Origin of the sequence: Amycolatopsis sp. CA-128772 (genome assembly GCF_002904295.1) — a bacterium.
Lineage (GTDB): Bacteria > Actinomycetota > Actinomycetes > Mycobacteriales > Pseudonocardiaceae > Amycolatopsis.
The window spans coordinates 181,423-207,712 of the sequence record NZ_PPHG01000086.1 but is presented as its reverse complement, the minus strand read 5'-3'; the positions used below and the strand labels follow the sequence as shown (position 1 = coordinate 207,712).

The following is a 26,290-nucleotide window of genomic DNA, read 5'->3' as shown; positions in this document are numbered from 1 at the left end:
ATATCGTCATGCTGACGATAAGAGGAGGGCTCCATGGCCGACATCGATCGCCGGTTCGGGTTCCGGCACCTGCGCGGCGCCCCGACCGTGCACATCCGCCACTACCGCCGCGGCAAGCTCGCGCACGACGGCGTCGGGCTGTCGTTCTGGTACCGGCCGCTGACGGCGGTCGTGTCGGAGGTCCCGGTCGACGACCGCGAGCTGCCGCTGTTGTTCCACGCCCGGACGGCCGACTTCCAGGACGTCACCGTCCAGCTCGCCCTGACGTTCCGCATCGAGGACCCGGCGCTGGCCGCGCAGCGCATCGACTTCTCCATCGACCCGGACACCGGACGCTGGAGAAGCGACCCCCTGGCGCAGATCAGCGGGCTGCTCACGGAAAACGTCCAGCAGTACGCGGTGGAGGTGCTGACCCGCACTCCCCTGGCGACCGCGCTCGTCGACGGCGTCCGCGCGGTCCGCGACCGCATCCGCGCGGGCCTGGCCGAAGAGGACACGCGCCTGGCGCAGACCGGCTCGGCGGTGCTCGACGTGCGGGTCGTGGCGATCCGGGCCGAGCCGGAGGTGGAGAAGGCACTTCAGACGACGGCCCGCGAGAAGGTCCAGCAGGAAGCCGACCGCGCCACCTTCGAGCGGCGCGCACTCGCCGTCGAACGCGAGCGCGCGATCAGCGAGAACGAGCTGCAGAACCAGATCGAGCTGGCCCGCCGCGAGGAGCAGCTGCTCACCCAGCGCGGCGCGAACGCCCGCAGGCAGGCGGAGGAAGCCGCGGCGGCGAACCGGATCGAGACGGAGGCGCAGGCCCTCCGGAGGGAGAGGTTGACCCAGGTGGAGGCGGCGGGCAAGCGCGCACTGGGCGAAGCGGAGGCGGCGGGCGAAGCGGCCCGGCTGGCGGCCTACCGTGATTTGCCGGCGGGGGTGCTGACCGGGTTGGCACTGAAGGAACTTGCGGGGAACCTGCCGCAGATCGACAACCTGGTGCTGACCCCGGACCTGCTCACGCCGCTGCTGACCCGGCTGGGAGTGGGATCGTGAGCTCGGTGGTCATGCCGGGGGGAACAGCCGCTCCAGCGAGCGCGAAAACCCCCGCCGCCCGCCGCCACGGCGGTCCGTCGTGAGCCTTGCCCCGCGGGTCGTCCTCGTCCATCGGCGGACCGAGCTGGATGAGCTCGTCGCCCGGCACGGCACCCGGGGTCAGGCCGAGTTCTTCCTGCGCAGCCGTGGGCGGGACCTCGCCGAGGTGACCGCCGCCGATGCTGCCGTGCGGGGCGCGCTCGCCGTGGCCAGTGCCGCCATTCCGCTCGACTGGCGCCGCGGTGAGGTCGAACGGGCCGATCTCGACCGGTTCCTTTTCACCCCCGAGGACGTCGTCGTCGTGGTCGGGCAGGACGGGCTGGTCGCCAACGTCGCCAAGTACCTCGACGGCCAGCCCGTCATCGGGGTCGCGCCCGGCGAGCCCGGGGTGCTCGTCAAGCACCCGGCGCACGCCGTCGCGGATCTCGTGCGGTCGACCGGGGCTGCCGAAGAGCGGACGATGGCCGAGCTCACCGCCGACGACGGGCAGCGGCTGCTCGCCCTCAACGAGATCTACCTCGGGCACGCCGGGCACCAGACCGCCCGCTACCGGCTGGGAACCGGCGGCGGGCCGGCCGAACGCCAGGCGTCGTCGGGCATCCTCGTCGGCACCGGGACCGGTGCCACCGGCTGGTGCGGTTCCGTCTGGCGGGAACGTCGCAGCCCGCTGCGCCTGCCCGCGCCCGGCGAGGCCCGGCTGGTCTGGTTCGTGCGGGAGGCGTGGCCGTCGCCGTCGACCGGGACGACCCGCACCGAAGGCGACCTGACGGGGACGCCGTTGACCGTCGAGGTCGAATCCGACCGCCTGGTCGCCTTCGGCGACGGCCTCGAGGCCGACACCGTCGCCCTCACCCGTGGCCAGACGGCGACCTTCGCCCCCGCGGCGAAGACCGTCCGCCTGGTGCGGTGACCCACCGGCCCGGCACGCCGAGGGGGCGTGCCGGGCCGGTGCCTCAGGCGCCGTACCGGGCCTTGACGATCGACGGCGTGTCGAGGTTGCGGCCCGCGTCCATGCTCTGCGCCAGCCGCAGGTACTGGCCCTCGGCCCACATCAGCGGGCCCGCGCTGCCGGTCGGCCGGCCCAGCCCGAAGCAGCCGACGTCCGCGCGGTCCCAGACCTGCTCCGGCACGAAGTACCCGTCGTTGGCCGAGTCCGCCATGGACTTGAGGTACCCCGCCGCCGAGCGGCCGTTGGCCAGTTCGTACTCGCCGCGTTCCCCCGACAGCACCGGCCACAGCCGCCCGAACCGCTGACCGCCCCCGGCCGGCCAGCCGCTGCAGTTCGCCGTGCTCTCGCCGTAGTTGTCGTGCGGGTAGCGGTGGAAGTAGACGTCGCCGTTCGGCAGCGTCACCTGCATCGCCGAGTTGCCGTCCGACGCGGCGGCCGTCGGCGCCACCGAGTTCGCGATCGCCGGGTCACCGGCCGGGCGGATGCCGAGCCGCACCAGGTCGAGAAAGCCGAAGTCGGTGACGTCGTGTTCGTAGAAGCAGCCTTCGTCGAAACAGATCGTGGCGCCGTCGTTCGGGTTGCCGGCGCGGTCGAGGCGCTCGTAGTACGTGTGCCCGCCCCAGTAGCCGGACGTCGTCACGGTCCAGCCGGCCAGGGAGGTGCGCCAGGAGTCCGCTGTGGACTCCCACGAGGACGCGCTCGCCGTGTCGCCGTTGGCCCGGGCGATGGCGCCCGCGGCGATCAGCCCGGCGATCTCGGCGGCCACCGACGACGGCGACTTGCCGTACTGCTCCTCCCACCGCTCGGTGGTGTCCGGGCCGGTCGCGACGATGTGGTTCGCGGTGGTCTTGACCTTCGCGAACGTCGAGGCGTCGGTGAGTCCGGTCAGCCAGGCCAGCAGGATGGCGTCGGCGTCCTGGTCGAGCTGTTCGCAGCAGCCGAGCTGCTGGGCGCTCGCGCCCGTGACGCCGGAAACCGGGCTGTAACGCGGGAACGAACCCGCCGGGTAGGTCGTGCCGTCGCCGGCCGTCGGGCTGCCGATCCACTGCGAGTTCCAGAGGAACCGGGCCATCCGCTTGGCCTGCGCGCTGTCGCCGGCGGCCAGGAGACCGGTCGCCTGCTGGTAGAGGTCACGGCCCCAGACGCGGTGGTAGCCGTCGTTGAGGTGGTCGCCGCCTGCGAAGTCGCCCCACGGCGTGGCCAGGCCCGCGACGCTCGCGCCCGGGTGCTGCTTGTCCTCGGCGGTCTTCAAGGCCATCGCCGCGACGTAGTAGGCGCGACGCCGTTGCGTGTCCCCGGAAACGCTCGCCGGAGCGGCCTTCAGGCCGTTGACGTAGGAGTTCCAGCCACCGCGGTAGGACGCCGAAACGCTCGCGAATCCGGTGCTCAGCGACCCGCTCGCGGCCGAGGAAGCGGCGGCCGCGGTGCCGCCGTAGCCGAGGGCGACGGTGAACGTCGTGTCGGCACCGACCGGAATCTGTCCACATTGGACGACATTGCCGGTGCCGGAGACGTTGTCGAACTGGTTGTTCAGCGTCTTGTCCGCGCGCAGGTCGGCCAGGCAGTCGCTGCCCGCACCGGTGTAGCCGTTGTCGTGCGCGGTGAACCCGGTCGAGACGCGCAGGGCGGAGACGACCGTGGTGGCCGTGCCGCCGAACAGCGTCTCGGTGCCGCTCGCCATCAGCGCGCCCGAGGCGTCCCACCAGGCGTTGTCGTTCGCGCCACCGCCGGCCATCGACGGGTTGGCCAGCAGGTAGAGCCGGTAGCTGCCGCCGTCGAGCGACTGGAACCGGGTGTTCGTGACCAGGGTCGCGCGGGCCGGGTCGGTGACGTAGTCGGTGGTGATCCGGTACTTCCCGCTCTTGGCCGTGTTGGTGACGGTGTACTGCAGCGCCTTCTCGTCGGGCATGGACACGACGTGGTTCGTGGCGTCGCGCTCCAGGTCGACGAAGCTCGAGCCGTCGGTGATCACGAACTGCATGTCCTGCATGTCGGGGACGTCGGCGCGCGGGTAGAAGACCTCCGAGGTGACGCCGTCGGCGACGGTGAACCACACGGGGCTGCCGGTGGTCGTCGACGTCCCGAGGGCGGACTTGTCGCCCGTCGTCCATGAGGCCCCGCCGCCGCAGCAGTCGGTCGCGGTGCCGCTCGCCAGTGCTGTGCCCGGCATCGCCCCGGCGAGCAGGATTCCCGCTCCGGCGCAGGCCAGCACTGCTTTCCACCTGATCATGGGGACCCTCCGACGGCGTTGTCGTCAATATGTTGCGGGCCGCAACATATTGAGCCACGCGTCGGTGACAAGCAATGTCCGATCGATCTGAACCGATCCAGCCCGGTCTCAGGCGTCGGCGATCCGGTCCAGCCATTCGGCCATCAGGACGCGTTCGGCCGCGGTGAGGACGGTGGCGCCGTCGAGCCCGGCCCGCAGCGCGATGGCCCGCTCCGGCAGGTCCGAGCCGGCCGGTTCGCCGTCGCCGGTCAGGATCCGGCTGAGCACGGTCTCCCGAGCGGTCGCCGAAAACTCCGGGTCGCGGTCTGCCGCCGGGGTGGCGATCAGGGCCAGCACGACCCCCATCCCGGTCGCGTGCACCAGCCGCGCCGCGCGCTCGACGCTCACCCGGAGCCGGCCCGCCGCCGCGACGCGCTCGACGATGCCGCGCAGCATCGCCTCGGCCTCCCGCCTGGCGGGCGACGTGCGGCCCGGGCGCGCGTCGCCGTACATGAGCACGTAGAACTCCGGGCGGGACAGGCCGAACTCGATGTGCAGGTCCCAGCCGCGGCGCAGGTCTGCCACGGCGTCACCGGTCGAACCGAGCGCGCGCTTGCTCGTCAGGTACTGGTCGAAGCCGTACGCGGCGACGGCGTCGAGCAGGCCGTCCTTGTCACCGAAGAGCCGGTACAGCGCGGGCGGCTGGACGCCGGCGGCGGCACTGACCGCGCGGGTCGACAGACCGTCGCGCCCCTCCGCCGCGAGCAGCGCGGCCGCCGCCTGAAGGATCCGCTCACGGGTGTCCGCCGCCGTCTTCGTCACCATGGTTCCAATGATAACAAAACTGGGGTAGCACTCGTTCAGAAGGCGAGGTGGTCCGCGGCGACGCGGCAGGCGAGCCGCCGGAGCAGAGGCCCGGCCTCGGCCATGCACCGGGCCGGGTCCGGCTCCAGGTCCGTCAGCGCGTACCCGGCCGCGATCCCCGCCTCGGCGAGCTCGACGGGCGACAGGAGGCACCGCCCGGAGACCGCGACGCACGGAACGCCCCCGGCCGCGGCGGCCCGGGCCACCCCGGCCGGGGCCTTGCCGGACAGCGTCTGCCGGTCCAGGGAACCTTCCCCGGTGATGACCAGGTCGGCGCCCGCCACCGCCGCGCCGAAGCCCAGCAGATCCAGCAGCAGGTCGATGCCCGGCCGCATCCGGGCGCCCAGCACGGCCAGCGCGGCGAAGCCCACTCCCCCGGCCGCGCCGGCGCCCGGCCGGGAAGCGAATTCCGGCCCGGCGATCGACGCCCAGTGCCGCAACGCCGCGTCGAGCGCCTCGACGTCGCCGGGGGACGCGCCTTTCTGCGGACCGTAGACGGAAGCGGCTCCGCGCGGCCCGCACAGGGGATTGTCCACATCGCACGCCAGCTCGATGTCCACTTCGGACAGTCCGGTCAAGTCCAGCGAAGCGAGCCGGGACAACGCCGCACCACCCGGCGGGAGCTCCCGCCCGGCGTCGTCCAGCAGCCGGGCCCCCAGGGCGGTCAGCATGCCCGCGCCTCCGTCGGTGCAGGCACTGCCGCCGACGCCGAGCACGATCCGGCGGCAGCCCCCGCGCACCGCGGCGGCGATGACGTCGCCGGTACCCGCGCTCGACGCGGTGAGCGGTGCCGGCCCGGCGGGGAGCCGGTGCAGCCCGGACGTCTCGGCCAGTTCCACCACCGCGGTGTCCCCGCGCACCGCGTAGGACGCGGTCAACGGCCGCCCGGTCGGCCCCCGGGCGGGGACCCGCACGCGGCGGAACCCGGCGGCGACGGCGGCGGCGACCGTGCCCTCGCCGCCGTCGGCCACCGGCAGGGTCGTGACCGCCACCCCCGGGTGGCCGTCGGCGAGGCCCGAAGCCACCGCCGACGCCACCTCGGCCGCGGTCAGCGACCCCTTGAACTTGTCCGGCGCGACGAGGACCTTCACGCGCTCGCCTTGTACGCCCGCCAGTCGCCGACGTCGGTGATGTCCCGCAGCGCCACGTGCGAGGTGTACGGCCGGCGCAGCAGCATCGCGAACGCCGAGCTGCCGTCCGCCAGCTCCACCACGCCGAGCTCCAGCTCGTGCGGCTCGGACGGCAGCACCCTGTCCCGCAGGTCGTCCAGCGAGACGTCGTAGACCTCGCCCGCCACCTCGGCACCGCCGTGCGAAACCGGGTACAGCGCCGGACACTGGTCACCGACCGCGTAGAACCGGTACTTCGCCGCCGTCCTCGCGGTGCCCACGAACGGCGAACCCTCGAGCAGGTGGTGCAGCGGTTCGCCGCGCATGGCGCCGCCGTTGAAGAACATCAGGGCCACGGGAACTCCTTACCGGAACAGGGCTTCGACACCGTCGATGGCGAAGTACACCGCGAACACCAGCGCCAGCAGGGAAAGCAGCCAGCCGGCCTCGCGCCACTTGCCGCGGCCGATCTTGATCAGCACGAACGCGATCAAGCCGGCGCCGACGCCGTTGGTGATCGAGTAGGTGAACGGGATCAGGGCGGCGGTCAGGAACACCGGGATCGTGTAGTCGGGGTCGTGCCACGGGATGTGGCGGCACTGCGCGACCATCATGCCGCCGATGACGACCAGCGCGGGCGCCGCGGCCTGGGCCGGGACGACCCCGGCCAGCGGGGTGAACAGCAGCGTCCCGGCGAACAGCAGCCCGGTCACGACGCTGGCCAGGCCGGTCCGCGCCCCCTCGCCGACCCCGGCCGCGGATTCGAGGAACACCGTGTTCGGCGACGAGCCGGTGACGCCGCCGGCGATCGCGCCCGCGCCGTCGACCAGCAGGATCCGGCCCATCCGCGGCACCTTGCCGTTCTTCGACAGCCCGGCTTCGTCGGAGACGCTGGTGATCGTGCCCATGGCGTCGAAGAAGCCGGACAGCACCAGCGTGAAGAGGAACACCGTGGCCGCCAGCGCGCCCGCCGAGGCGAAGCCGCCGAACAGGTCGATGTGGCCGAAGAGCCCGAAGTCCGGTGCCGCGACGACGTGCTCGGGCAGCGCCGGGGTGGTGAGGCCCCAGCCGCCGACGCCGAACCCCTCGTGCAGCACGACGGCGACCGCGGTGGCCACCCCGATGCTGATCAGCACCGCGCCCGGGACCTTGCGGGCCATCAGCACGATCATCAGCAGCAGCCCGAAGCAGAACACGACGATCGGCCAGCCGTGCAGGTGCCCGCCCGCCCCGAGGCGCACCGGGACCGTGGTCTGCGCCGAGTCCGGCATCCGGGTGACGAACCCGGCGCTGACCAGCCCGACCAGGGCGATGTAGAGCCCGATCCCGACGGTGATCGCCATCTTGAGCGGCCGCGGGATGGCGTTCATGATCCGTTCGCGGACGCCGCTGACGGCCATCAGCACGATGCAGACGCCTTCGAGCACGACCAGCCCGAACGCCTGCGCCCAGGTCATCGACGGGGCCATCTGGAAGGCGACGATGCCGTTGATGCCGAGGCCGGCGGCCAGCGCGAGGGGCGCGTTGCCGACGAGTCCCATGAGGACGGTCATCACGGCGGCGGCCAGCGCGGTCGCCGTGGTCACCTGCGCGGCCGACAGCCGGGCGCCGGTGATGTCGGCGGAGGCGCCGAGGATGAGCGGGTTGAGCAGCACGATGTAGGCCATCGCGACGAACGTCGTGACGCCGCCGCGGACCTCGCGGCCGATCGTGGTCTGCCGGACGCGCAACTCGAACAGCTTGTCGAGCAGCGATCGGCGTTGCGGGGGTACTTCGTCGACTACTGGGGTGGGGACTTCGGTCTGGGTCATGCGTCCTGCCCTTGCCGGTGAGGGTTATTCGGGCTGGCCCGGCGCAACGGACTTGCGCGTGCAACCCAACAGGGACTTTGCGCCGGGCGACGGCTGAATAATCCTCATCGGGGGTGCTCGGCCAGGCCAAGGCACAGCGCCGTGCCTGGGCGAGCGGGACGTTCGATTCGATTTGCTCCGGTCAGCTGGCCTTGTGGGTCAGTAGTCGGTGCGGTCGGCCTTGTCGAGCCAAGCCGCAAAGGGCGCGAAACCGTCCTTCGAGGACAGTCGCGTCACGGGCACCGTCCACGTTTCGCGCGGACGGTCGAACAGTTCGTAGAAGGCGCGGTCGTCGAAGCCGGCCTTGGCGGCGTCGTCGCGGTCGGCGGCGAAGATCACCTTGTCCACCCGCGCCCAGAGCGCCGAGGACAGGCACATCGGGCACGGTTCGCAGCTGGAGACGAGCACGCAGCCGTCCAGCTTGAACGTGCCGAGCGCCTGGCAGGCCGCGCGGATCGCGACCACCTCGGCGTGCGCGGTCGGGTCCAGGTTCGCGGTGACGCGGTTGACGCCGGTCGCGACGATCTCGCCGTCGCGCACGATCAGCGCGCCGAACGGGCCGCCGCCGTTCTCGACGTTGCGCGTGGCGATGCGGACGGCTTCGTCCAGCCAGTCCTGCTCGACGGAAAGCAACGTGTCTTTGCGGGGGTCCGGGTGGCGGAGCCCCCGGCCCGGGGCGGAGCCCCGGCGTGTCACGGTGGTCATCTCAAACTCCGGTGATGTGCTCGGGGCGGATCGGGACGCGCGGCAGCTCGAGGCCGGTGGCCGCGCGGATGGCGTTGGCGATCGCCGGCGTGGCCGAGATCGTGGGTGGTTCGCCGACGCCGCGGACGCCGTAGGGCGCGTGCGGGTCGGGCCGTTCGAGGACGTCGACGCGCATCGGTGGCATGTCGAGGATGGTCGGGATGAGGTAGTCGGTGAACGACGGGTTCCGCACCTTGCCGCCCTCGACCAGGATCTCCTCCATCACGGCGAGGCCGAGCCCCTGCGCCGAGCCGCCCTGGATCTGGGCGACCACGGCGTCCGGGTTCATCGCCTTGCCGACGTCCTGGGCGCAGTCCAGCTGGACCACCTTGACCAGGCCGAGGTCCAGGTCGACGTCGACCACCGCGCGGTGGGCGGAGAACCCGTACTGGACGTGGGCGTCACCCTGGCCGGTCTCGGGGTCGAGGGGGTAGGTCGGGCGGTGGTGGAACTCGCGGGTCTCCTCGATCGCGGTGTCGCCGAGCAGCTCGGCCAGGTCGGCGACGACCTCGCCGTCCGCCGCGACGACCTTGCCGCCGACCAGGGACATGCCCCCGGCGGACACCCCGAGCCGTGCGTAGACGGCCTCGGCGACCGCGCGGCAGGCGTTGCGGACCGCGCCGCCAGTGACGTACGTCTGGCGTGACGCCGAGCTGGAGCCCGCGTCGCCGACGCTCGTGTCGGCCGGGTGCACGCTCACCCGCGTCACGCCCAGCTCGGTCCGGGCGATCTGCTGCTGCAGCGTGACCAGGCCCTGCCCGACCTCGGCCGCCGCGGTGTGCACCAGCGCCACCGCCTCGCCGCCGAGCACCTCCAGGCGGACGCGGGCGGTCGAGTAGTCGTCGAGCCCCTCGGCGTAGGAGATGTTCTTGATCGTGACGCCGTAGCCGACGCCGCGGACGACGCCCTCGCCGTGGGTCGTGTTGGACGCACCGCCGGGCAGCTCGCGGATGTCCCGCTCGCCGGCGGGTGCCGGCGGCAGCGGCAGGTCGCGGACCCGCTGAACGAGCTCCGCCACCGGCGCCGGGAAGTCGACCACCTGGCCGGTGACCACAGTGGACCCTTCGCTCAGCGCGTTGCGGATCCGCAGTTCCGCCGGGTCCATGTCCAAAGCGGACGCGAGTTTGTCCATTTGGGACTCGTACGCGTACGTCGGCTGGACCGCGCCGAGCCCGCGCATCGCGCCGCACGTCGGGTTGTTGGTGTAGACGCCCCAGCCCTCGATGTGCGCGTTCGGGACGTCGTAGGGGCCGACGCTGAGCGTGGTGCCGTTGCCGACGACGACCGGGGTCTTGGACGCGTACGCGCCGCCGTCGAAGTACAGCTTGGCGCGGACGTAGACGAGCTTGCCGTCGTGGGTGGCGCCGTGCTCGTAGTACATCTTCGCCGGGTGGCGGTGGACGTGCCCGAAGAACGACTCCAAGCGGTTGTAGCTCATCTTCACCGGGCGGCCGGTGCGCAGCGCCAGCATGCACGAGTGGATCTGCATGGACAGGTCTTCGCGGCCGCCGAACGCCCCGCCGACCCCGGACAGGGTCAGCCGGACCTTCTCCAGGGGCAGGCCGAGCGCCTTCGCCGTCTGCCGCTGGTCGACGTGCAGCCACTGGGTGGCCAGGTAGAGGTCGACGCCGCCGTCCTCGGCCGGCACGGCGAGCCCGGACTCCGGTCCGAGGAACGCCTGGTCCTGCATGCCGATCTCGTAGACGCCGGACACGACGACGTCCGCGGTCGCGGCCGGGTCGCCCTTGACGATCCGCTGGTGGCGGACCAGGTTCCCGCCCGGGTGCAGCTTCGGCAGGGTGTCGTCGTGCGCGGCCCGCTCGGGGTCGGTGACCGGCTCGAGGACGTCGTACTCGACGACGATCTCCTTGAGCGCCTGCCGCGCGATCTCCGGGTGGTCGGCGGCCAGGATGGCGATCGGCTCGCCCTGGTACCGGACCAGGCCGTCGGCCAGCGCCGGGGTGTCCTGGAACTTGAGGCCGTACACGTTCTCGCCGGGTACGTCTTCGTGCGTGAGCACCGCGTGCACGCCGGGCTGAGCCAGCGCGCGGGAGACGTCGAGGCGGACGATCCGGGCGTGCGGGTGCGGGCTGCGCAGGGTGGCGCCCCAGAGCATGTCCTCGTGCCACAGGTCCGAGGAGTAGGCGAACTCGCCGCGCACCTTGAGCGTGCCGTCCGGGCGCAGCGGGCTTTCGCCGATGCCGCCGGCGATCGTGTCGTGCAGGTCCTGCGGCGACCGGGCCGGGGCGCTCATCGGACGGCCTTCTTCGCGGCGGCGTCGCGGACCGCGTCGAGGATCTTCTCGTAGCCGGTGCAGCGGCAGAGGTTCCCGGCGAGGGCCTCGCGGATCTCGACGTCGCTCGGGTCCGGGACGCGCTCGATGAGGTCGTGCGCGGCGACCAGCAGGCCGGGGGTGCAGAAGCCGCACTGGACGGCACCGCGCTCGACGAACGCCTCCTGGACCGGGTCGAGCGCGGCGCCGTCGGCGAGCCCTTCGACCGTGACGACCTCGCGGCCCTCGGCCTGGCCGGCCGCGACCAGGCAGGCACACGCCGGGACGCCGTCGAGGTAGACCGTGCACGAACCGCATTCGCCCTGTTCACAGGCGTTCTTCGAGCCCGGCAGGCCGAGCCGCTCGCGCAGGACGTACAGGAGGCTTTCGCCTTCCCGGACGTTGTCCGCCCGGCGGGGTTCGCCGTTGACGGTGACGTTCACGCGCATTGGGCGCTCCCTCCACAGTATTCGGTCCAGGCCCAGGTCAGCGTCCTTCGCGCCATGACGCTCAGGGCGTGCCGCCGGTAGGCGGCGCTGCCGCGGACGTCGTCGATCGGCGACGCGGCCGCCGCCACCAGGTCGCCGAAGCGGCGCTTGACCGAGTCGGTCAGCACTTTCGGGCTGTCCCAGTTCAGCTCGGCGGCCAGGAACTCCTCGGCTTCGAATGCCCGGCGCGGCGTGGGTGCGGCCGAGCCGACGCCGGTGCCGACGCGCCGCTGCTCCGGGTGCAGGGCCAGCCCGAAGGCGGCGACCGCGATCACCATGGCGTTGCGGGTGCCGATCTTGCTGAACTGCTGGGGCCCGGTGGCCGGTGCCAGCAGCACCGCCGTGATCAGCTCGTCCGGTTCCAGGACGTTCCGCTTGACGCCCGCGTAGAAGTCCTTCGCGGCGACGATCCGGGTGCCGCGGACCGACGCGATCTCGACCTCGGCGTCCGCGGCCAGCAGCGCGGGGTGCGAGTCACCCGCGGGCGAGGCCGCGCCCAGGTTGCCGCCGACCGTGCCGCGGTTGCGGATCTGCGGGGACCCGACGGTCCGCGCGGCCATCGCCAGGCCGGGCAGCTGTGCGCCGAGCTCGCCGATGATCCGGGTGTAGGGCACGGCCGCACCGATCCGGATCCGGCCGCCGTCGGTGCCGTGCTCGTGCAGCTCGGCGACGCGGCCGAGGTCGAGCAGGGTGTCCGGACGGCGGTGGTCGAAGTTGAGCTCGACCATCACGTCCGTGCCGCCGGCGATCGGGACCGCACCGGGGTTCGCGGCCTTCTCGGCGAGGGCGCCGGCCAGCGAGTCGGGTCGGAGGAATTCCACTGTGGACGTCCTTTCGGGGCTGCTTCGGCAAGAAGTACACACGCTCGGGTGTGGCCGGGACCACGGCAAAACCCCCGAAAGGCGGGTGAATTCACGGCCCGCGTTTGTACTTTCCGACAACCGCCTTCGTGCGCGCGCCGAAGCCGCCGCACGAGGTCAGGTCTCGTGCGGCGGCCGTGGTCACGCGGGTGTTACGCGGGTTCGAACTCCTTGACGGCGTCGAGCGCGGCGCCCATGGCGGCGTTGCCCTCACGTTCGATCATGATCTCCACCAGGACCGGGCGGCTGGTGCGTTCGGCCTCCTTGCGCGCCCACTCCAGGGACGTCCGGATCTCCCCCGGCTCGTGCACGCGGGTGCCGGAGCAGCCGTAGGCCTCCATGATCTTGACGTTGTCGGTGCCGTTCGAGTCGTAGTGGATGTCGACCTCGAAGTTCATCTCGTACCCGGTCTCGGCCTGGCGGATCAGGCCGAGGTACTCGTTGTTCAGCATGATCAGCACGAATCCGACGTCGTACTGCGCGGCCACCGCCAGCTCCTCGACCAGGAACTGGAACGAGTAGTCCCCGACCACGCCGACGACCTCCGCCTCCGGCCGCGCCTTCTTGACCCCGATGGCGGCGGGGATCTCCCAGCCGAGCGGGCCGGCCTGGCCGCACACCTGGTAGTGCCGCGGCTTGTGCGCCTTCTGGAACTGCCCCGACCAGATCTGGTAGAGCCCGATCGCGGTGACGAAGTAGGTGTCTTCGCCGAAGGTTTCGTTGATCTCCTTGAAGACCCGCGGTGCCTTGATCGGCAGGGCGTCGAAGTCGTCGCGGCGGGGAAGCGCTTCCTTGAGCTCCGCGATCCGGCCGGCCCACTTGCGGCGCGGCTTCGGTTCGCGTTGCTCCAGCGCCGCCAGCAGCGCGTCGAGGAACTCGCGCGTGTCCGAGACGATCCCGAGGTCGGGACCGAACACCTTGCCCAGCTGCGTCGGCTCGATGTCGACGTGGATGAACTTCCGCTCGCCGCGGTACACCGACAGCTCGCCGGTGTGCCGGTCGCCGAACCGCGCGCCCAGCGCGAGCACCAGGTCCGCCTCCAGGAAGGCCGCGTTGGCCCAGCGCTGCGACGTCTGGATGCCGGCCATCCCGGCGAACAGCTCGTGGTCCTCGGGAAAGCTGCCCTTGCCCATCAGCGTCACCTGCACCGGGACGTCCAGGCGCTCGGCCGCGGCGCGCAGCTGCTCGCTCGCCTCCCCCAGGACGACCCCGCCGCCGGCCAGGATCAGCGGGCGTTCGGCGGCCAGCAGCAGGTCGAGCGCGCGCTCGACGCGGGCCGGCGCGGGCCGCACGGCGGTCACCGGCAGCGGCGAGTCGATCGAGGAGTCCCACTCGATGTCCTGCTTCTGGACGTCGATCGGCAGGTCGATCAGCACCGGGCCGGGGCGGCCCGAGCGGGCGATCCGGAACGCCTCGCGGAAGATCCACGGCAGCTGCGCGGCCTCCCTGACCTGCACCGCCCACTTCGTCACCGGCTTGGCGATCTCGACGATGTCGACCGCCTGGAACGCTTCCTGGTGCAGCTTCGTCGTGGCCGCCTGGCCGGTGATGCAGATCATCGGGATCGAGTCCGCGTGCGCGGTGTAGAGGCCGGTGATCATGTTCGTCCCGGCCGGGCCGGAGGTCCCGATGGCGACACCGACGTTGCCGTTCGTCCTCGCCCAGCCGTCGGCCATGTGGGTCGCGCCTTCTTCGTGGCGGACGATCAGGTGCTTGATCGCCCGGCCTTGCAGGGCGTTATACAGGGGGAGGATGGCGGCGCCGGGACAGCCGAAGACGGTGTCGACGCCTTCGCTCTCCAGGACGTCGACGACCGCCTGCATCGCGGGGATTCTGGGCATGTCACACCTCCGCCGGGACGCGGCCCGACAACTGTTCGGCGACCTTCAGCAAGGCCGAGTGGTCCAGGGAGCCGTACCCCATGGCGCGGCCGGCGGCGACGAGCTGGGCGACCAGCCCGGTCAGCGGGAGCGCGACGCCGGCCTGCCGGGCGGCGGCCAGCGCGATCCCCATGTCCTTGTGGTGCAGGTCGATCCGGAAGCCGGGCGCGAACTGCCGGTCCACCATGGACTTGCGCTTGAGCTCGAGGATCCGGCTGCCCGCCAGTCCCCCGGCGAGCACGTCCAGCCCGGTCGTGGCGTCCACACCGGACGCTTCGAGCAGCACGATCGCCTCGGCGACCAGGCCGTAGATCCCGCCCACGACGAGCTGGTTGGCCGCCTTCACGACCTGGCCGGCGCCGTGCGGGCCGACGTGCACGACCGTCTTGCCGACGGCTTCGAGCACCGGCTTCGCGGCTCCGAAGTCCTCTTCCGCGCCACCGACCATGATGGACAGCGACGCCTGCTCGGCGCCGGCCTGCCCGCCCGAGACGGGGGCGTCGAGCACGCGGATCTTCCGGTCCCGCGCAGCTTCCGCGATCGCGATCGACGTCTCGGGCCGGATGGTGCTCATGTCGATCAGGAGCGTGCCGGGCTCGGCGGCGTCCAGGACACCGCCCGCGGCCAGCACCACCTCTTCGACGTGCGGGTGGTTCGGCAGCATCGTGATGACGACGTCCGCCCCGGCCACCGCGTCGGCGACGCCGGTCGCCGCGCGTCCGCCGGCGGCGGCCAGCTTCTCCCCCGCGGCCGGGCTGACGTCGTAGCCGCCGACGTCGTGCCCGGCCGCGACGAGGTGCGCGGCCATCGGGGCGCCCATCACGCCCAGTCCGATGAATCCCAGTTTCATGCTCGTCCCCTTCGGGTGATCGGCAGCCAGGCCAGCGACGTGGCGGTGTCGGGCTCCGGGACGTACTCGATCCCGACGAACCCGCCGTAGCCGGCGCGCTGGAGCTTCGCGAGGTACCCCTCGATGTCCAGCTCGCCGGTGCCGGGCTGGTGGCGGCCGGGCGCGTCGGCGATCTGCACGTGCCCGATCCGGGCGATGTGCCGCGTCACCAGCGCGTCCAGGTCGTCACCGTTGACTGCCAGGTGGTACAGGTCGGCCAGCAGCCGCACGTTTTCGCGCCCGAGGTCGTCGAGCACGGCCACGGCGTCCGCGGCGGTCTTGAGCGGATAGCGGTCCGCACCGGAGAGCGGCTCGAGGACCAGCTGCGCCCCGATCCGCGCGGCGGCGTCGGCGGCCTGGTCCAGGTGCGCGCGGGCCAGGTCGTCCTGTTCGGCTGGGTCTTCCCCGTCGAGCCGGTTGCCGTAAAGCGCGTTGAAGCTGCGGCACCCGGTGCGTTCGGCGATCCCGAGCGCGACGACGAGGCTGTCGGCGAACTCGGTCTCGCGGCCGGGCCAGCTCACCAGGCCCCGCTCCCCAGCGGCCATGTCCCCGGCGTAGAAGTTCAGGCCGCGCAGCCGGACCCCGTCCAGGCTGTGGACGAAGGCATCGATCTCCTCGCGCGCGGGAACCGCGGTGTCGAACGGCCACCAGAACTCGACGTCGGTGAACCCGGCCGCCCGCGCGGCGGCGGCCCGCTCCAGGAGGGGGACCTCCTTGAACAGGATCGACAGGTTGGCGACGTACGGCAGGGAGTGCCGGTGTTCGGGCATCGCGACCTCGAATTTCGCTATCCGGAATTTTTCTTTCGCATATCGAGAATAGCCGCTGACCTGCGGCGCGGTCAACGGCCCGAGCCGGTGCGGTAGTTCGGCCGCTCCGGCAACCGGCGGGAAGTGAGCGATGAGGTTCAGCGCGCCCTGGCTGATCCAGCCGGCCCGGTCGTCGACCGCGTGCAGTGCGGGCAGCAGCTGGTCGCGGCCCCCACCGGCGAACCCGGCGACGGCTTCCTGCTCTTCGCGCGACGCGATCGCGTCCAGCAGCTTGAGGTCCACTTCAGACCTCCACCGGGAGCTTCTCGACGCGGATCGCCGCGGCCTGGTACTCGGCGGTCCCGGCGACCGGGCAGGTGGCCTCGATGGTGAGCACGTTGACGTCGACCTCGTCCGGGAAGGGGAAGGTCATGAACGCGAGCCCGGGTTTGAGCCGCGTGTCCAGCCGGACCGGCGCCATGATCTCCCCGCGCCGAGAGGAGATCCGGACCAGTTCGTCGGGTTCGACGCCGAGCGCCCGCGCGTCCTCCGGGCAGAGGTCGAGAATCTCACCCTGCCGCAGCGGCGAAGGGAACCCGCCGGACTGGACACCGGTGTTGCAGGAGTCCAGCCGCCTACCGGTGGTGAGCCGGATCGGGAACTCCTCGGTCAGCAGGTCCACCGGCGGGCTGTGCGCGATCACGGTGAACGGCGCCGGGCGGCCGGGTCCCCGGCCCACAGGCGGGCGTGCAGGAAGGTCGGTTCGAGGGTGTGTTCGGAGTAGCACGGCCACTGGATGCCGCCGAGCTCTTCGAGCCGGGCGTACGACATCCCGGCGTGCATCGGCGACAGCGAGCGCAGTTCGTCCCAGACTGCTTCGCCGCCGGTGCAGTGCCAGTCGTGGCCGAGCCGGCGGGCCAGTTCGGACAGCAGCTCGATGTCGTCGCGGGTGCCTTCCGGTGGTTCGAGGGCCTTGCGGACGCGCTGGACCCGGCGTTCGGAATTGGTGAAGGTGCCGTCGCTCTCGCACCAGGCCGCCGACGCCGGCAGCACGACGTCGGCCGGCTGCGCGGTCTGTCAGGTCGCCGCGTTCCGTCGCGTCGAGCATCTGGGTCAGGTCGAGGCCCCGGTGCGGCGGGATCGCCGAACCCCAGGCGGTGTCGAACTTGGCGCGGACGCCGGTGTCGAGGACGTCCTGGAACCCCGGGAGCCGGTCCGGGAACGCGCCCATGTCGCCGCCGCCCTGGACGTTGTTCTGCCCGCGCAGCGGGTTCAGCCCGGCGCCGTAGCGGCCGACCTGCCCGGCCAGCAGGGCGAGGTTGATCAGCGCCAGGAAGTTGTGGTGCTCGGTGATGCCGAGGGTCCAGGACAGCTGGGCGCGGTCGGCGCGGGCGTAGGCGTGGGCCAGTTCGCGGATCAGCTCGGCCGGCACGCCGGCCGCCCCAGATCACGACGACGTCGGCGTCCTCGATCTCCCGGTAGGACGACGTGCCGCCGCCGCCGAACACGCGGGCCGGCCCGGCGACGCTCGGCGCGTGGCAGGTGCGGTTGCACGAGTCGACGTTGTTCGTGCCGATCACCGCGCGGGTGAACTTCTGCGCGACGAAGTTCATCTCGTTGGTGGCGCGGGCGCACGAGAACATCCCGAACGCTTCGGGTCCCGTGCGCTCGAGGGTGCGGCGGATCCCGGCGGCGGCCCGGCCGAGGGCCTCCGCCCAGGTCGCCGGCCGCAGCACGCCGGAGTCGCGCACCAGGGGCCGGGTGAGCCGGATGTACGGCTCGGTCTTCCTGCGCTTCACGGGAACCTCCGGTCAGGGCGACCCGACGGGGACGGGGGTGGAGCTGGTGTGGTCGAGCAGCGAGATGGCGGCGTGGACGTGCCGCAGAGCCGGCGCCGGCACGCCGGTGAGGCCGGCCAGCTCGACGACCGCGCCGATGATCGCGTCGATCTCGAGGGGCTTGCCCGCTTCGAGGTCCTGCAGCATCGACGTCTTGTGGTGGCCGACGCGCCAGGCGCCGTCGATGCGCTTCTCGACCGAGACGCCCGGGTCGCAGCCCGCGGCGCGGGCGATGGCGAGGGTTTCGGTCATCATCGTGGCGACGAGCGCGCGGGTGTCGTCGTGCTCGCACATCTGGGCCATGGTCGCCCGGGTCAGCGCCGAGAGCGGGTTGAAGGCCACGTTGCCCATCAGCTTGATCCAGATGTCGTTGCGCAGGTCCGGTTCGACCGGCGCCTTGAGCCCGCCGGCGATCAGCGCCGCGCTGAACACCTCGGCCCGCGCCGAGATCGCGCCGTCCGGCTCGCCGAGGGAGAACCGGGTGCCTTCCAGGTGCCGGACGACGCCCGGCTCCTCGATCACCGTCGAGCAGTAGACGACGCAGCCGATCGCGCGCCGCAGTTCCAGCGCGGCGGTCACCGATCCGCCGGGATCGACGGTCTCGACCCGCCGTCCTTCGAGCGGATGCCCGTGCAGGCCGTGGAAGTACCACCACGGGATGCCGTTCTGGGCGGCGACGATCGCCGTCCCGGGCCCGAGCAGCGGGGCGAGCAGCGGCCCGCACGAGGCGTAGGAGTTCGCTTTCAGGCCGAGGAACACGTAGTCGACCTCGCCGACCTCCACGGGGTCGTCGGTGACGTGGGGGTACGCGGTGAAGTCACCGCGGGGGCTGAGCACGCGGACGCCGTGCTCGCGCATCGCGGCGAAATGGGCCCGGCGGGCGATCAGGTGCACCTCGGTCCCCCCGCGGTGCAGCGCGGCCCCGACGTAGGCACCGATCGCCCCGGCCCCGAGAACAGCCACCTTCATGATGTGCCTCCCTGGTCGCTCGATTGCATACAGTATCCTGGATTCGGAAGGGAGACCAGAGCCTGCCGGCCGGCGCCGGCGCGGGAAACTCCCGAGAGGGTGAGAAACTGGGATTTTGCATACCAAAACCTGTATCCTGAAGTTCGATCACCGCTTCCACTCCCCGACGAGGTGTCCCGTGAGCCAGCCCGCTTCCCCGCTCCCCGGCCGCGGCCCGACCGGCCGCCGCACGGCCAAGGGCTCGCTCGGCTCGACCGCCGCCAAGCGCGTCGAGCGGCCGGCCCCGCTGCGCCAGGTCGTCTACGAGGCCCTCGCCGAGCTGATCATCAACCGCACCCTCGAACCCGGCCAGCACCTGGTCGAAGCCGACCTGGCCGAGTACCTCGGCGTCAGCCGGCAGCCCGTCCGCGAAGCCCTGCAGCGGCTGCAGAGCGAAGGCTGGGTCGACCTCCGCCCCGCGCAGGGCGCGTTCGTGCACCTGCCCACCGACGAAGAAGCCGACCAGCTGCTGAGCGTCCGCAGCGTGCTGGAGACCCACTCGGCGAAGCTCGCCGCCGGCAACGCGACCGCCGAAGACGTCGAGCGGTTGTGGGAGCTGCAGAAAGAAGGTCTCCAGGCGCTGAAGGCGGAGGACACCGAGGGCCTGGTCGCGGCCAACGCCGCCCTCCACGCGTTCATCACGCAGCTGTCGGGGAACGCGGTGCTGGCCGAGCTGATCGGCCTCGTCGACCGCCGGGTCCGCTGGTACTACACGCCGATCGCCCGGCCCCGCGGCCAGGACGCCTGGCACGAGCACGAAGAGCTGATCACCGCGATCGCGAGGGAAGACGGCGAACTGGCCGAACAGGTCATGGCCAAGCACACCGAACGGACCCGCCAGGCCTACCACGAACGTCCGGCCGCGCCTTCCGAGGCGGAGCCCCGGACCCCGCCGGGGGCACGCCCCCGAACCCCCGGCGGGGGCGAGCGCCGCTGAGACCCCGGCGGGTCAGCCGCCCGCCGCGGCGGACGGCCGCGCCACCAGCTCGGTTTCGGCGAGCTGGTGGCGCGGCCGGCCCGGCTGGCGCAGGAACAGCGTCAGCACCGCCGAAAGCACCGCGATGCACCCGGCCAGGACGTACGCGCCGGTGTAGCCCCACGCGCTGATGACCCCCGCGGCGAGCCCGCCGCCGCCGACGCCACCGACCAGTTTCGCGCTGTAGACCAGGCCGTAGTTCGACGCGTTGTTGTTCTCGCCGAAGTAGTCCGGCACGAGCGCGGCGAACAGCGGGTAGAACGCCCCGCCGCCGAACCCGGTCAGGAACGCGAACACCACGAACAGCACCAGGTTGTGCGTGTTCCCGGCGTAGAGCACGCCGAACTGCGCGCCGCCGGCGATCAGCAGCACGATGGTCAGCGTCTGGCGCCGCCCGAGCTTGTCCGACGCCCAGCCGACGACGGCGCGCCCGGTGCCGTTCACGATGGCCAGCACACCGGCCGAAGAGGCCGCGACGAACGCGCCGAAGTGGCTCTCCTTGGCGAACGGCACCTGGAAGTTGATGCCGAACAGCGAAACGCCGCCGATGATCACCAGGCACACCCACATCAGCGGGAGCATGCCGGTCCGGACCGCCTCCATCGGGGCGAACTGGCGGACCGCCGGCGGGTTCTTGGCCAGGCTCTGCACGCCGGCCTTGCCCTTCGCCCAGGAGATCGGGTCGACCTCCTTCGGCCACCAGCTCTTCGGCGGGTCCTTGAACAGGAACCCGCACACGCCGACGACGATCAGCATGTACAGGCCGATGCCGTCCAGCACCCCGGTGACGTTCTCGTGCCCGAGGAACGCGCTGAACAGGTAGATGAACGGCACCGAGCCGTAGGCGAACCCGCCGTTCACGAACCCGGTGCGGGCGCCGCGCTTCTCCGGGTACCACTTGCCGACCATGTTGATGCAGGTCGCGTACACCAGCCCGGCGCCGGTGCCGCCGAGGACCGAGTACCCGATGAACGCCAGCGTCAGGTTCCCGCTGTGCGCGATGGTGAAGTAGCCGATGCCGCTGCACACCGCGCCGGTCAGCATGGCCGTCTTCGCCGACACGATGTTCTTCTCCCGGAGGCGGCCCGCCGGGAACGCCACCCCGGCCTGGAACACCGCCCAGATGCTGGCCAGCCAGAACGCGTCCGACAGCGTCCAGCCGTACTTCTCCTCCAGCGTGCCCTCGACGGCGCCCCAGCCGTACTCGAACACGCTCACCGCCATCATGGCGATCCACGGCAGCCAGACCATCCAGCTGCGCGAACGTCCCATGATGTCGTACGGGGACTCGCCTACCCGGTAAACTCTTCCGTTCTCGTCGACTATCTCCTGGTGAGTGGCTGCTGTCATCGGAGTTCTCCTTCGTCACCGTTGACTCAGGTTCGAAAGCAGGCCCGCGGCCCGGGCCCAGCGGTACTTCGCGCCGAGCACCGCCACGGGCTTTTCGGTGGTGTAGGGGTACGCGACGATGCCGCGGTCGTACAGGTACTCGCTCGCCTCCTCCACTTCGACGTCCCCGGCCAGCGACGCCACGACGGGCTTGTGGATCCCCTTCGCGCGGTACTTCCCGACCACTTCGGAGACGAGCTGCGCGAACACCATCGGCGGGGTGACGATGGTGTGCCAGTAGCCCAGGATCAGGGCGTGGATGCGGTCGTCCTCGAGGCCCAGCGCGATCGTGTTGCGGTAGGTCGAGGGTGGCTCACCGCCGGTGATGTCGACGGGGTTGCCGGCCGCGCCGAACGGCGGGATGAACTTCCGGAACGCCGTGTCGAGGTCCGGCGGGATCTCCATCAGCTGCAGCCCGTTGTCGACACAGGCGTCCGAAAGGAGCACGCCGGACCCGCCGGCGCCGGTGATGATGACGACGTTCTCCCCCTGCGGCGCCGGCAGCAGCGGGATGCCGCGGGCGTATTCGAGCAGGTCGTTCAGCCCGGGGGCCCGGATCACGCCGCTCTGGCGGAGGATGTCGTCGTAGACCTTGTCGTCGCCGGCCAGCGCGCCGGTGTGCGAGCTGGCCGCCTTCGCGCCCTGCGACGTCCGGCCGGCCTTGAGCACGACGACCGGCTTGCGCTTCGACACCCGGCTCGCCGTTTCCGCGAACGCCCGGCCGTCCTTGAGGTCCTCCAGGTGCATGGCGACGAGCTGGGTGTTGTCGTCCTGCTCGAAGAAGGTGAGCAGGTCGTCCTCGTCGATGTCGGCCTTGTTGCCCACGCCGACGATCGAGGAGACGCCCATCTTCGCCGAACGGCTGAAGCCGAGGATCGCCATCCCGATCCCACCGCTCTGCGACGAAAGGGCCACGCCACCCTTGAGGTCATACGGTGTGCAGAAGGTCGCCGACAGGTTTTCCGGCGTGTAGTAGTAGCCGTAGATGTTCGGCCCGAGGATGCGGACGCCGTGCTTCCGGGCGATCGCGACGACCTCGTCCTGCAGCTCGACGTTGCCGGTCTCGCCGAATCCCGAGGGGATGAGGATGGCGCCGGCGACGCCCTTCTTCCCGGCCTCTTCCAGCGCCGCGGGGACGAACTTCGCCGGGATGGCGAACACCGCGACGTCGACGTCGCCGGGGACGTCGGTGATGCTCGGGTAGGCCTTGCGGTCGAGGATCTCGGCGGCCTTGGGGTTGATCGGGTGGATCTCGCCCGCGTACCCGCCATCGACCAGGTTCTTCAGCACCGAGTTGCCGATCTTCCCGGCTTCGGCCGACGCGCCGATCACCGCGACCGCCGCCGGTTTCATGATCCGGTTCATCGACGCGAGGATCTCGTCCCGGGTGAACCGGTGCGGTTTCTTCGCGGCTTCCGGGTCGACGAGGATGCGGACGTCGACCGCGGTGGCGCCGCCCGGCGTGGCGAGCACCGGGTTGAGGTCGACCTCCGACAGCTGCGGGAAGTCGGTGACCAGCTCGCCCAGGCCGGTGAGCACGGCCGCGAGCGCGCCGCGGTCGGCCGGAGCCGACCCGCGGACGCCCCGCAGGATCTCGGCCGCCTGGATACCGTCGATCATCGACAGCGCCTCGTCGGTCGACGTCGGCGCGAGCCGGAAGGTGACGTCCTTGAGCACCTCGACGAGCACCCCGCCGAGGCCGAAGGCGACGACCTTGCCGAACGTCGGGTCGGTGACCGAACCGATGATCACCTCCTGGCCTTCGGTGAGCATCTGCTGGACCTGGACGCCGAGGATCTTCGCGTCGGCGTCGTACGCCAGGGCATTGGCCACGATCTGCACGAATCCCGCGGATACCGCATCCACGTCCGTCAGCCCGACGAGCACCCCGCCGGCCTCGGTCTTGTGCAGGATGTCCGGCGAAACGATCTTGAGCACCACCGGCAGCCCGATGGCTTCGGCGTGGGCCACGGCTTCCCCGGCCGTGGTGGCCAGCCGCTCGGCCGGCGTCGGGATACCGTACGCCTCGCAGACCGCCCGCCCCTCGGGCGCGGTCAGCGACGACCGGCCGTCGGCCGCCACCCGCTCGAGGATCTGTTCGACCGCCGCACGATCAGCCACGTCAGATCACCCCCGCCGCGCGGAACTTGCCGAGTTCCGCTTCGCTGTAGCCGAGTTCGGTCAGCACCTCGTCGTTGTGCTCGCCGAGCAGCGGCGACCGTTCGATCTCCACCGGCGAGTCGGACAGCTTGAGCGGGCAGCCGACGGTCGTGAAGCTGCCTCGCTCGGGGTGCGGCACCTCGACGACCGAGCCGAGCTCGGCGAGGGTCTCGTCCTCGATCAGCTCCTTGGTGGACAGGATCGGGCCGCACGGGATGTTGCGGGCGTTCAGCTCTTCCAGCACCTCCCACTTGGTGTGCCGCTCGGTCCACTCCTCGACGAGCGCGAACATCTTGTCCAGTTTGGACAGCCGGACCTCCGGGGTGGCCCACGCCGGGTCGTCGGCCAGCTCGGCCCGGCCGATCAGCCGGGCGAGCGGCGCCCAGCCGGGCGGCTGGACGATCACGTAGATGTAGTCGTTCGGCCCACCGGGCGCGCACCTGACGGCCCAGCCGGGCTGGCCGCCGCCGGAGGCGTTGCCCGAGCGCGGGACCTCGTCGCCGAACTGGTCGTTCGGGTACTCCCCCAGCGGGCCGTGCGCCAGCCGCTGCTGGTCGCGCAGCTTGACCCGGCACAGGTTGAGCACGGCGTCCTGCATGGCGACCTGGACGCGCTGGCCGCGGCCGGTCGAGGTCCGCTGGTACAGCGCGGCGAGGATGGCGGCCACCAGGTGGATGCCGGTGCCGGAGTCGCCGATCTGCGCGCCGGTCGCGGTCGGCGGCCCGTCTTCGAACCCGGTGGTGCTCATCGCCCCGCCCATGGCCTGCGCGATCACCTCGTACGCCTTGAAACCGGCGTACCGGCCGGGGCCGAACCCCTTGATGGAGGCGTAGACCAGCCGCGGGTTGAGCGCGGCGAGCTTCTCCCAGGGGTAGCCGAACCGGTCGACCACGCCCGGGCCGAAGTTCTCCACCAGGACGTCCACTCCGGACACGAGCTTCTCGAAGACGCCCTTGCCTTCGTCGCTCTTCATGTTGAGCGTGATGCTGCGCTTGTTGGCGTTCAGCATCGTGAAGTAGAGACTGTCCACACCGGGCAGGTCCCGCAGCTGTCCGCGGGTGATGTCGCCCCGGCCGGGCGTTTCGAGCTTGATCACGTCCGCGCCGAGCCAGGCGAGCAGCTGCGTCGACGACGGACCGGACTGCACGTGCGTCATGTCGAGGACGCGGACGCCCTCCAATGCCTTGCCCATGCCTTGCCTCCGCTCACTTGTACATGGTCTGGTTCATGGTTCCGGGGGCGTACACGTCGGGGTCGATCCAGACGTTGATCAGCGACGGCTTGCCGGACTCGCGCGCCCGCAGCAGGGCCGGCCCGATGTCGGCCGGGTCGCGGACCTCCTCGCCGTGGCCGCCGAGCATCCGCGCGAACTCGTCGTAGCGGACGTCGCCGAGGGTGTTGCCGACGCGCTCGCGCGGCAGACCGTACTTCGCGGCCTGGCCGTAGCGGATCTGGTTCATCGACGAGTTGTTGCCGACGATCCCGACGAACGGCAGGTCGAACCGCACCAGCGTTTCGAAGTCCCAGCCGGTCAGGCTGAAGGCGCCGTCGCCGAAGAGCGCGACGACCTCCTTGTCCGGGCGCGCGTGCTTGGCCGCCAGCACGAACGGGATCCCGACGCCGAGTGTCCCGAGTGGACCGGGGTCCATCCAGTGCCCGGGCGACTTGGGCTGCACGACCTGGCCCGAGAAGGTGACGATGTCGCCGCCGTCACCGATGTAGATCGAGTCCTCGGTGAGGAACTCGTTGATCTCGTGGACGAGCCGGTACGGGTGGATGGGGCGCGCGTCGGAGTGCTGCAGCGGCAGCCGCTTCTGCTTAGCCTTCTCTTCGACGGCCTGGAGTTCTTCGAGCCAGGCCTTGCGGCCGGTGGCGCCGTTGTCGGTGCGGCCGGACGCGGCCTCGGCGACGGCGGCGAGCACCTGGCCGGCGTCGCCGACGAGGCCGAGGTCGACGTCGCGGTTCTTGCCGACCGTGCGGTAGTCGAGGTCGATCTGGACGACGGTGGCGTCCTTCGACAGGCGCTTGCCGTAGCCCATCCGGAAGTCGAACGGGGTGCCGACGATCACGATCACGTCGGCGTTGTCGAAGGCGTACCGGCGGGACAGCTGGAAGTGGTGCGGGTCGCCGGGCGGCAGCGTGCCGCGGCCGGCGCCGTTCATGTAGGCCGGGATGTCGAGCGTGCGCACCAGCTCGGTGGCCGGGCCGGTCGCCCGGGTGGTCCAGACCTGGCTGCCGAGCAGGATGGCCGGCTTCTTCGCGTGCACCAGCAGGTCGGCGAGCTTTTCGACGTCGGCCGGGTCGCCCGCGTTCTTCGTGGACGCGCGATAGCGGCCGGCTTCGGGGATCCGTGCCTGTTCCAGGGGTACGCGCGCGTCGAGGACATCCCGCGGGATCTCCAGGAAGGACGGTCCCGGCGCGCCGGCGTAGGCCTCCCGGAACGCCATGCTCACCAGGTCGGCGACGCGGGCGGTGTGCGGGACGGTGGCGGCGAACTTGGTGATCGGCGTCATCATGTCCACGTGCGGGAGGTCCTGCAGAGACCCCATCTTGTGCTGGGTCAGCGCGCCCTGGCCGCCGATGAGCAGCATCGGGCTCTCGGCGCGCAGCGCGTTCGCGATACCGGTGACGGCGTCGGTCGTGCCCGGCCCGGCGGTGACGACCGCGCAGCCGGGCTTGCCGGTGATCCGCGCGTAGCCGTCGGCCGCGTGCGCGGCGACCTGTTCGTGCCGGACGTCGATGACCTCGATGCCCTCGTCGACGCAGCCGTCGTAGATGTCGATGATGTGGCCGCCGCACAGGGTGAAGATCGTGTCGACCCCTTCGGCCTTCAACGCCTTGGCCACCAGGTGGCCGCCGGATATCCCGGCGGGCTCGGCACCGTTCGTCGCCGCGGCACTCTCCCCCGCGGTCGTGCCGGTCGTGGTCAGCGCCATGGCTCAACTCCTCTGGTCCGCCACCGGAGCTCTCTTGTCCGGCGGT

20 protein-coding genes and 1 pseudogene are annotated in these 26,290 nt (G+C 71.5%); 3 read left to right on the top strand and 18 right to left on the bottom strand.

Going from position 1 to position 26,290, the window contains the following annotated elements; genetic code table 11:
* Positions 1–33: 33 nt before the first annotated feature.
* A complete protein-coding gene (locus C2L59_RS37605; protein ID WP_103354346.1) occupies positions 34–1,035 on the top strand; it encodes an SPFH domain-containing protein in 1,002 nt (333 codons plus the stop codon).
* Between the two features lie 79 nt (positions 1,036–1,114).
* Positions 1,115–1,984 (top strand): NAD(+)/NADH kinase, encoded by an 870-nt coding sequence (locus C2L59_RS37600; RefSeq protein ID WP_103354345.1) that lies wholly within the window; start codon positions 1,115–1,117, stop codon positions 1,982–1,984.
* A 43-nt stretch (positions 1,985–2,027) separates the two neighbouring features.
* On the opposite strand, the gene C2L59_RS37595 is transcribed toward C2L59_RS37600, so the two are convergent.
* From C2L59_RS37595 to C2L59_RS37530, 14 genes and pseudogenes are all read right to left on the bottom strand, one after another.
* Positions 2,028–4,253: a glycoside hydrolase family 15 protein gene (locus C2L59_RS37595; protein ID WP_103354344.1), complete on the bottom strand. Its 2,226-nt coding sequence runs from the start codon at positions 4,251–4,253 to the stop codon at positions 2,028–2,030.
* A gap of 108 nt (positions 4,254–4,361) precedes the next feature.
* Positions 4,362–5,057 (bottom strand): TetR/AcrR family transcriptional regulator, encoded by a 696-nt coding sequence (locus tag C2L59_RS37590; RefSeq protein WP_103354343.1) that lies wholly within the window; start codon positions 5,055–5,057, stop codon positions 4,362–4,364.
* 35 nt (positions 5,058–5,092) lie between these two features.
* Positions 5,093–6,187, bottom strand: coding sequence for a glycerate kinase (locus C2L59_RS37585; protein ID WP_103354342.1), 1,095 nt, complete (start codon positions 6,185–6,187; stop codon positions 5,093–5,095).
* The gene (locus C2L59_RS37580; RefSeq protein WP_103354341.1) at positions 6,184–6,561 is read right to left on the bottom strand and encodes a gamma-glutamylcyclotransferase; all 378 of its coding nucleotides are present in this window, start codon (positions 6,559–6,561) and stop codon (positions 6,184–6,186) included. Before C2L59_RS37580 ends, C2L59_RS37585 begins: the two co-directional genes overlap by 4 nt.
* 9 nt (positions 6,562–6,570) lie before the next feature.
* Positions 6,571–8,016: an NCS2 family permease gene (locus C2L59_RS37575; protein WP_103354340.1), complete on the bottom strand. Its 1,446-nt coding sequence runs from the start codon at positions 8,014–8,016 to the stop codon at positions 6,571–6,573.
* A gap of 198 nt (positions 8,017–8,214) precedes the next feature.
* Positions 8,215–8,760, bottom strand: a complete 546-nt coding sequence (locus C2L59_RS37570; protein ID WP_233223889.1) for a nucleoside deaminase — start codon at positions 8,758–8,760, stop codon at positions 8,215–8,217.
* A 1-nt stretch (position 8,761) separates the two neighbouring features.
* On the bottom strand, positions 8,762–11,053 hold the full coding sequence (gene pucD / locus C2L59_RS37565; protein ID WP_103354339.1) for a xanthine dehydrogenase subunit D: 2,292 nt from the start codon (positions 11,051–11,053) through the stop codon (positions 8,762–8,764).
* Complete coding sequence (locus C2L59_RS37560) at positions 11,050–11,520, bottom strand: (2Fe-2S)-binding protein (RefSeq protein ID WP_103354338.1); 471 nt, start codon at positions 11,518–11,520, stop codon at positions 11,050–11,052. The genes pucD and C2L59_RS37560 overlap by 4 nt, the downstream gene beginning before the upstream one ends.
* Complete coding sequence (locus C2L59_RS37555) at positions 11,511–12,380, bottom strand: xanthine dehydrogenase family protein subunit M (RefSeq protein WP_103354337.1); 870 nt, start codon at positions 12,378–12,380, stop codon at positions 11,511–11,513. The genes C2L59_RS37560 and C2L59_RS37555 overlap by 10 nt, the downstream gene beginning before the upstream one ends.
* Before the next feature lie 191 nt (positions 12,381–12,571).
* Complete coding sequence (gene gcl, locus C2L59_RS37550) at positions 12,572–14,260, bottom strand: glyoxylate carboligase (RefSeq protein WP_103354336.1); 1,689 nt, start codon at positions 14,258–14,260, stop codon at positions 12,572–12,574.
* A gap of 1 nt (position 14,261) precedes the next feature.
* The gene (locus C2L59_RS37545; protein WP_103354335.1) at positions 14,262–15,149 is read right to left on the bottom strand and encodes a 2-hydroxy-3-oxopropionate reductase; all 888 of its coding nucleotides are present in this window, start codon (positions 15,147–15,149) and stop codon (positions 14,262–14,264) included.
* The gene (locus C2L59_RS37540; protein ID WP_103354387.1) at positions 15,146–15,958 is read right to left on the bottom strand and encodes a hydroxypyruvate isomerase family protein; all 813 of its coding nucleotides are present in this window, start codon (positions 15,956–15,958) and stop codon (positions 15,146–15,148) included. The genes C2L59_RS37545 and C2L59_RS37540 overlap by 4 nt, the downstream gene beginning before the upstream one ends.
* 283 nt (positions 15,959–16,241) lie before the next feature.
* Positions 16,242–17,736, bottom strand: a pseudogene (locus C2L59_RS49960) (molybdopterin oxidoreductase family protein).
* Between the two features lie 12 nt (positions 17,737–17,748).
* On the bottom strand, positions 17,749–18,744 hold the full coding sequence (locus C2L59_RS37530; protein WP_103354334.1) for a 2-dehydropantoate 2-reductase: 996 nt from the start codon (positions 18,742–18,744) through the stop codon (positions 17,749–17,751).
* Between the two features lie 178 nt (positions 18,745–18,922).
* Between C2L59_RS37530 and C2L59_RS37525 the strand changes: the two genes are divergently transcribed.
* Positions 18,923–19,720 carry a GntR family transcriptional regulator gene (locus C2L59_RS37525; protein ID WP_103354333.1) on the top strand — a complete coding sequence of 266 codons (798 nt, stop codon included), beginning with the start codon at positions 18,923–18,925 and terminating at the stop codon, positions 19,718–19,720.
* Positions 19,721–19,732: 12 nt separating this feature from the next.
* Here the strand turns inward: C2L59_RS37525 and C2L59_RS37520 are convergent, their stop codons facing one another.
* The 4 genes from C2L59_RS37520 to C2L59_RS37505 are packed head-to-tail and all read right to left on the bottom strand — an operon-like array spanning position 19,733 to position 26,244.
* Positions 19,733–21,109 (bottom strand): OFA family MFS transporter, encoded by a 1,377-nt coding sequence (locus tag C2L59_RS37520; protein ID WP_103354332.1) that lies wholly within the window; start codon positions 21,107–21,109, stop codon positions 19,733–19,735.
* Between the two features lie 15 nt (positions 21,110–21,124).
* Positions 21,125–23,269, bottom strand: coding sequence for an acetate--CoA ligase family protein (locus C2L59_RS37515; protein WP_103354331.1), 2,145 nt, complete (start codon positions 23,267–23,269; stop codon positions 21,125–21,127).
* 1 nt (position 23,270) lies between these two features.
* Positions 23,271–24,500 carry a formyl-CoA transferase gene (gene frc / locus C2L59_RS37510; protein WP_103354330.1) on the bottom strand — a complete coding sequence of 410 codons (1,230 nt, stop codon included), beginning with the start codon at positions 24,498–24,500 and terminating at the stop codon, positions 23,271–23,273.
* A 13-nt stretch (positions 24,501–24,513) separates the two neighbouring features.
* A complete protein-coding gene (locus C2L59_RS37505; RefSeq protein WP_199199456.1) occupies positions 24,514–26,244 on the bottom strand; it encodes a thiamine pyrophosphate-binding protein in 1,731 nt (576 codons plus the stop codon).
* Between the last annotated feature and the right edge of the window lie 46 nt (positions 26,245–26,290).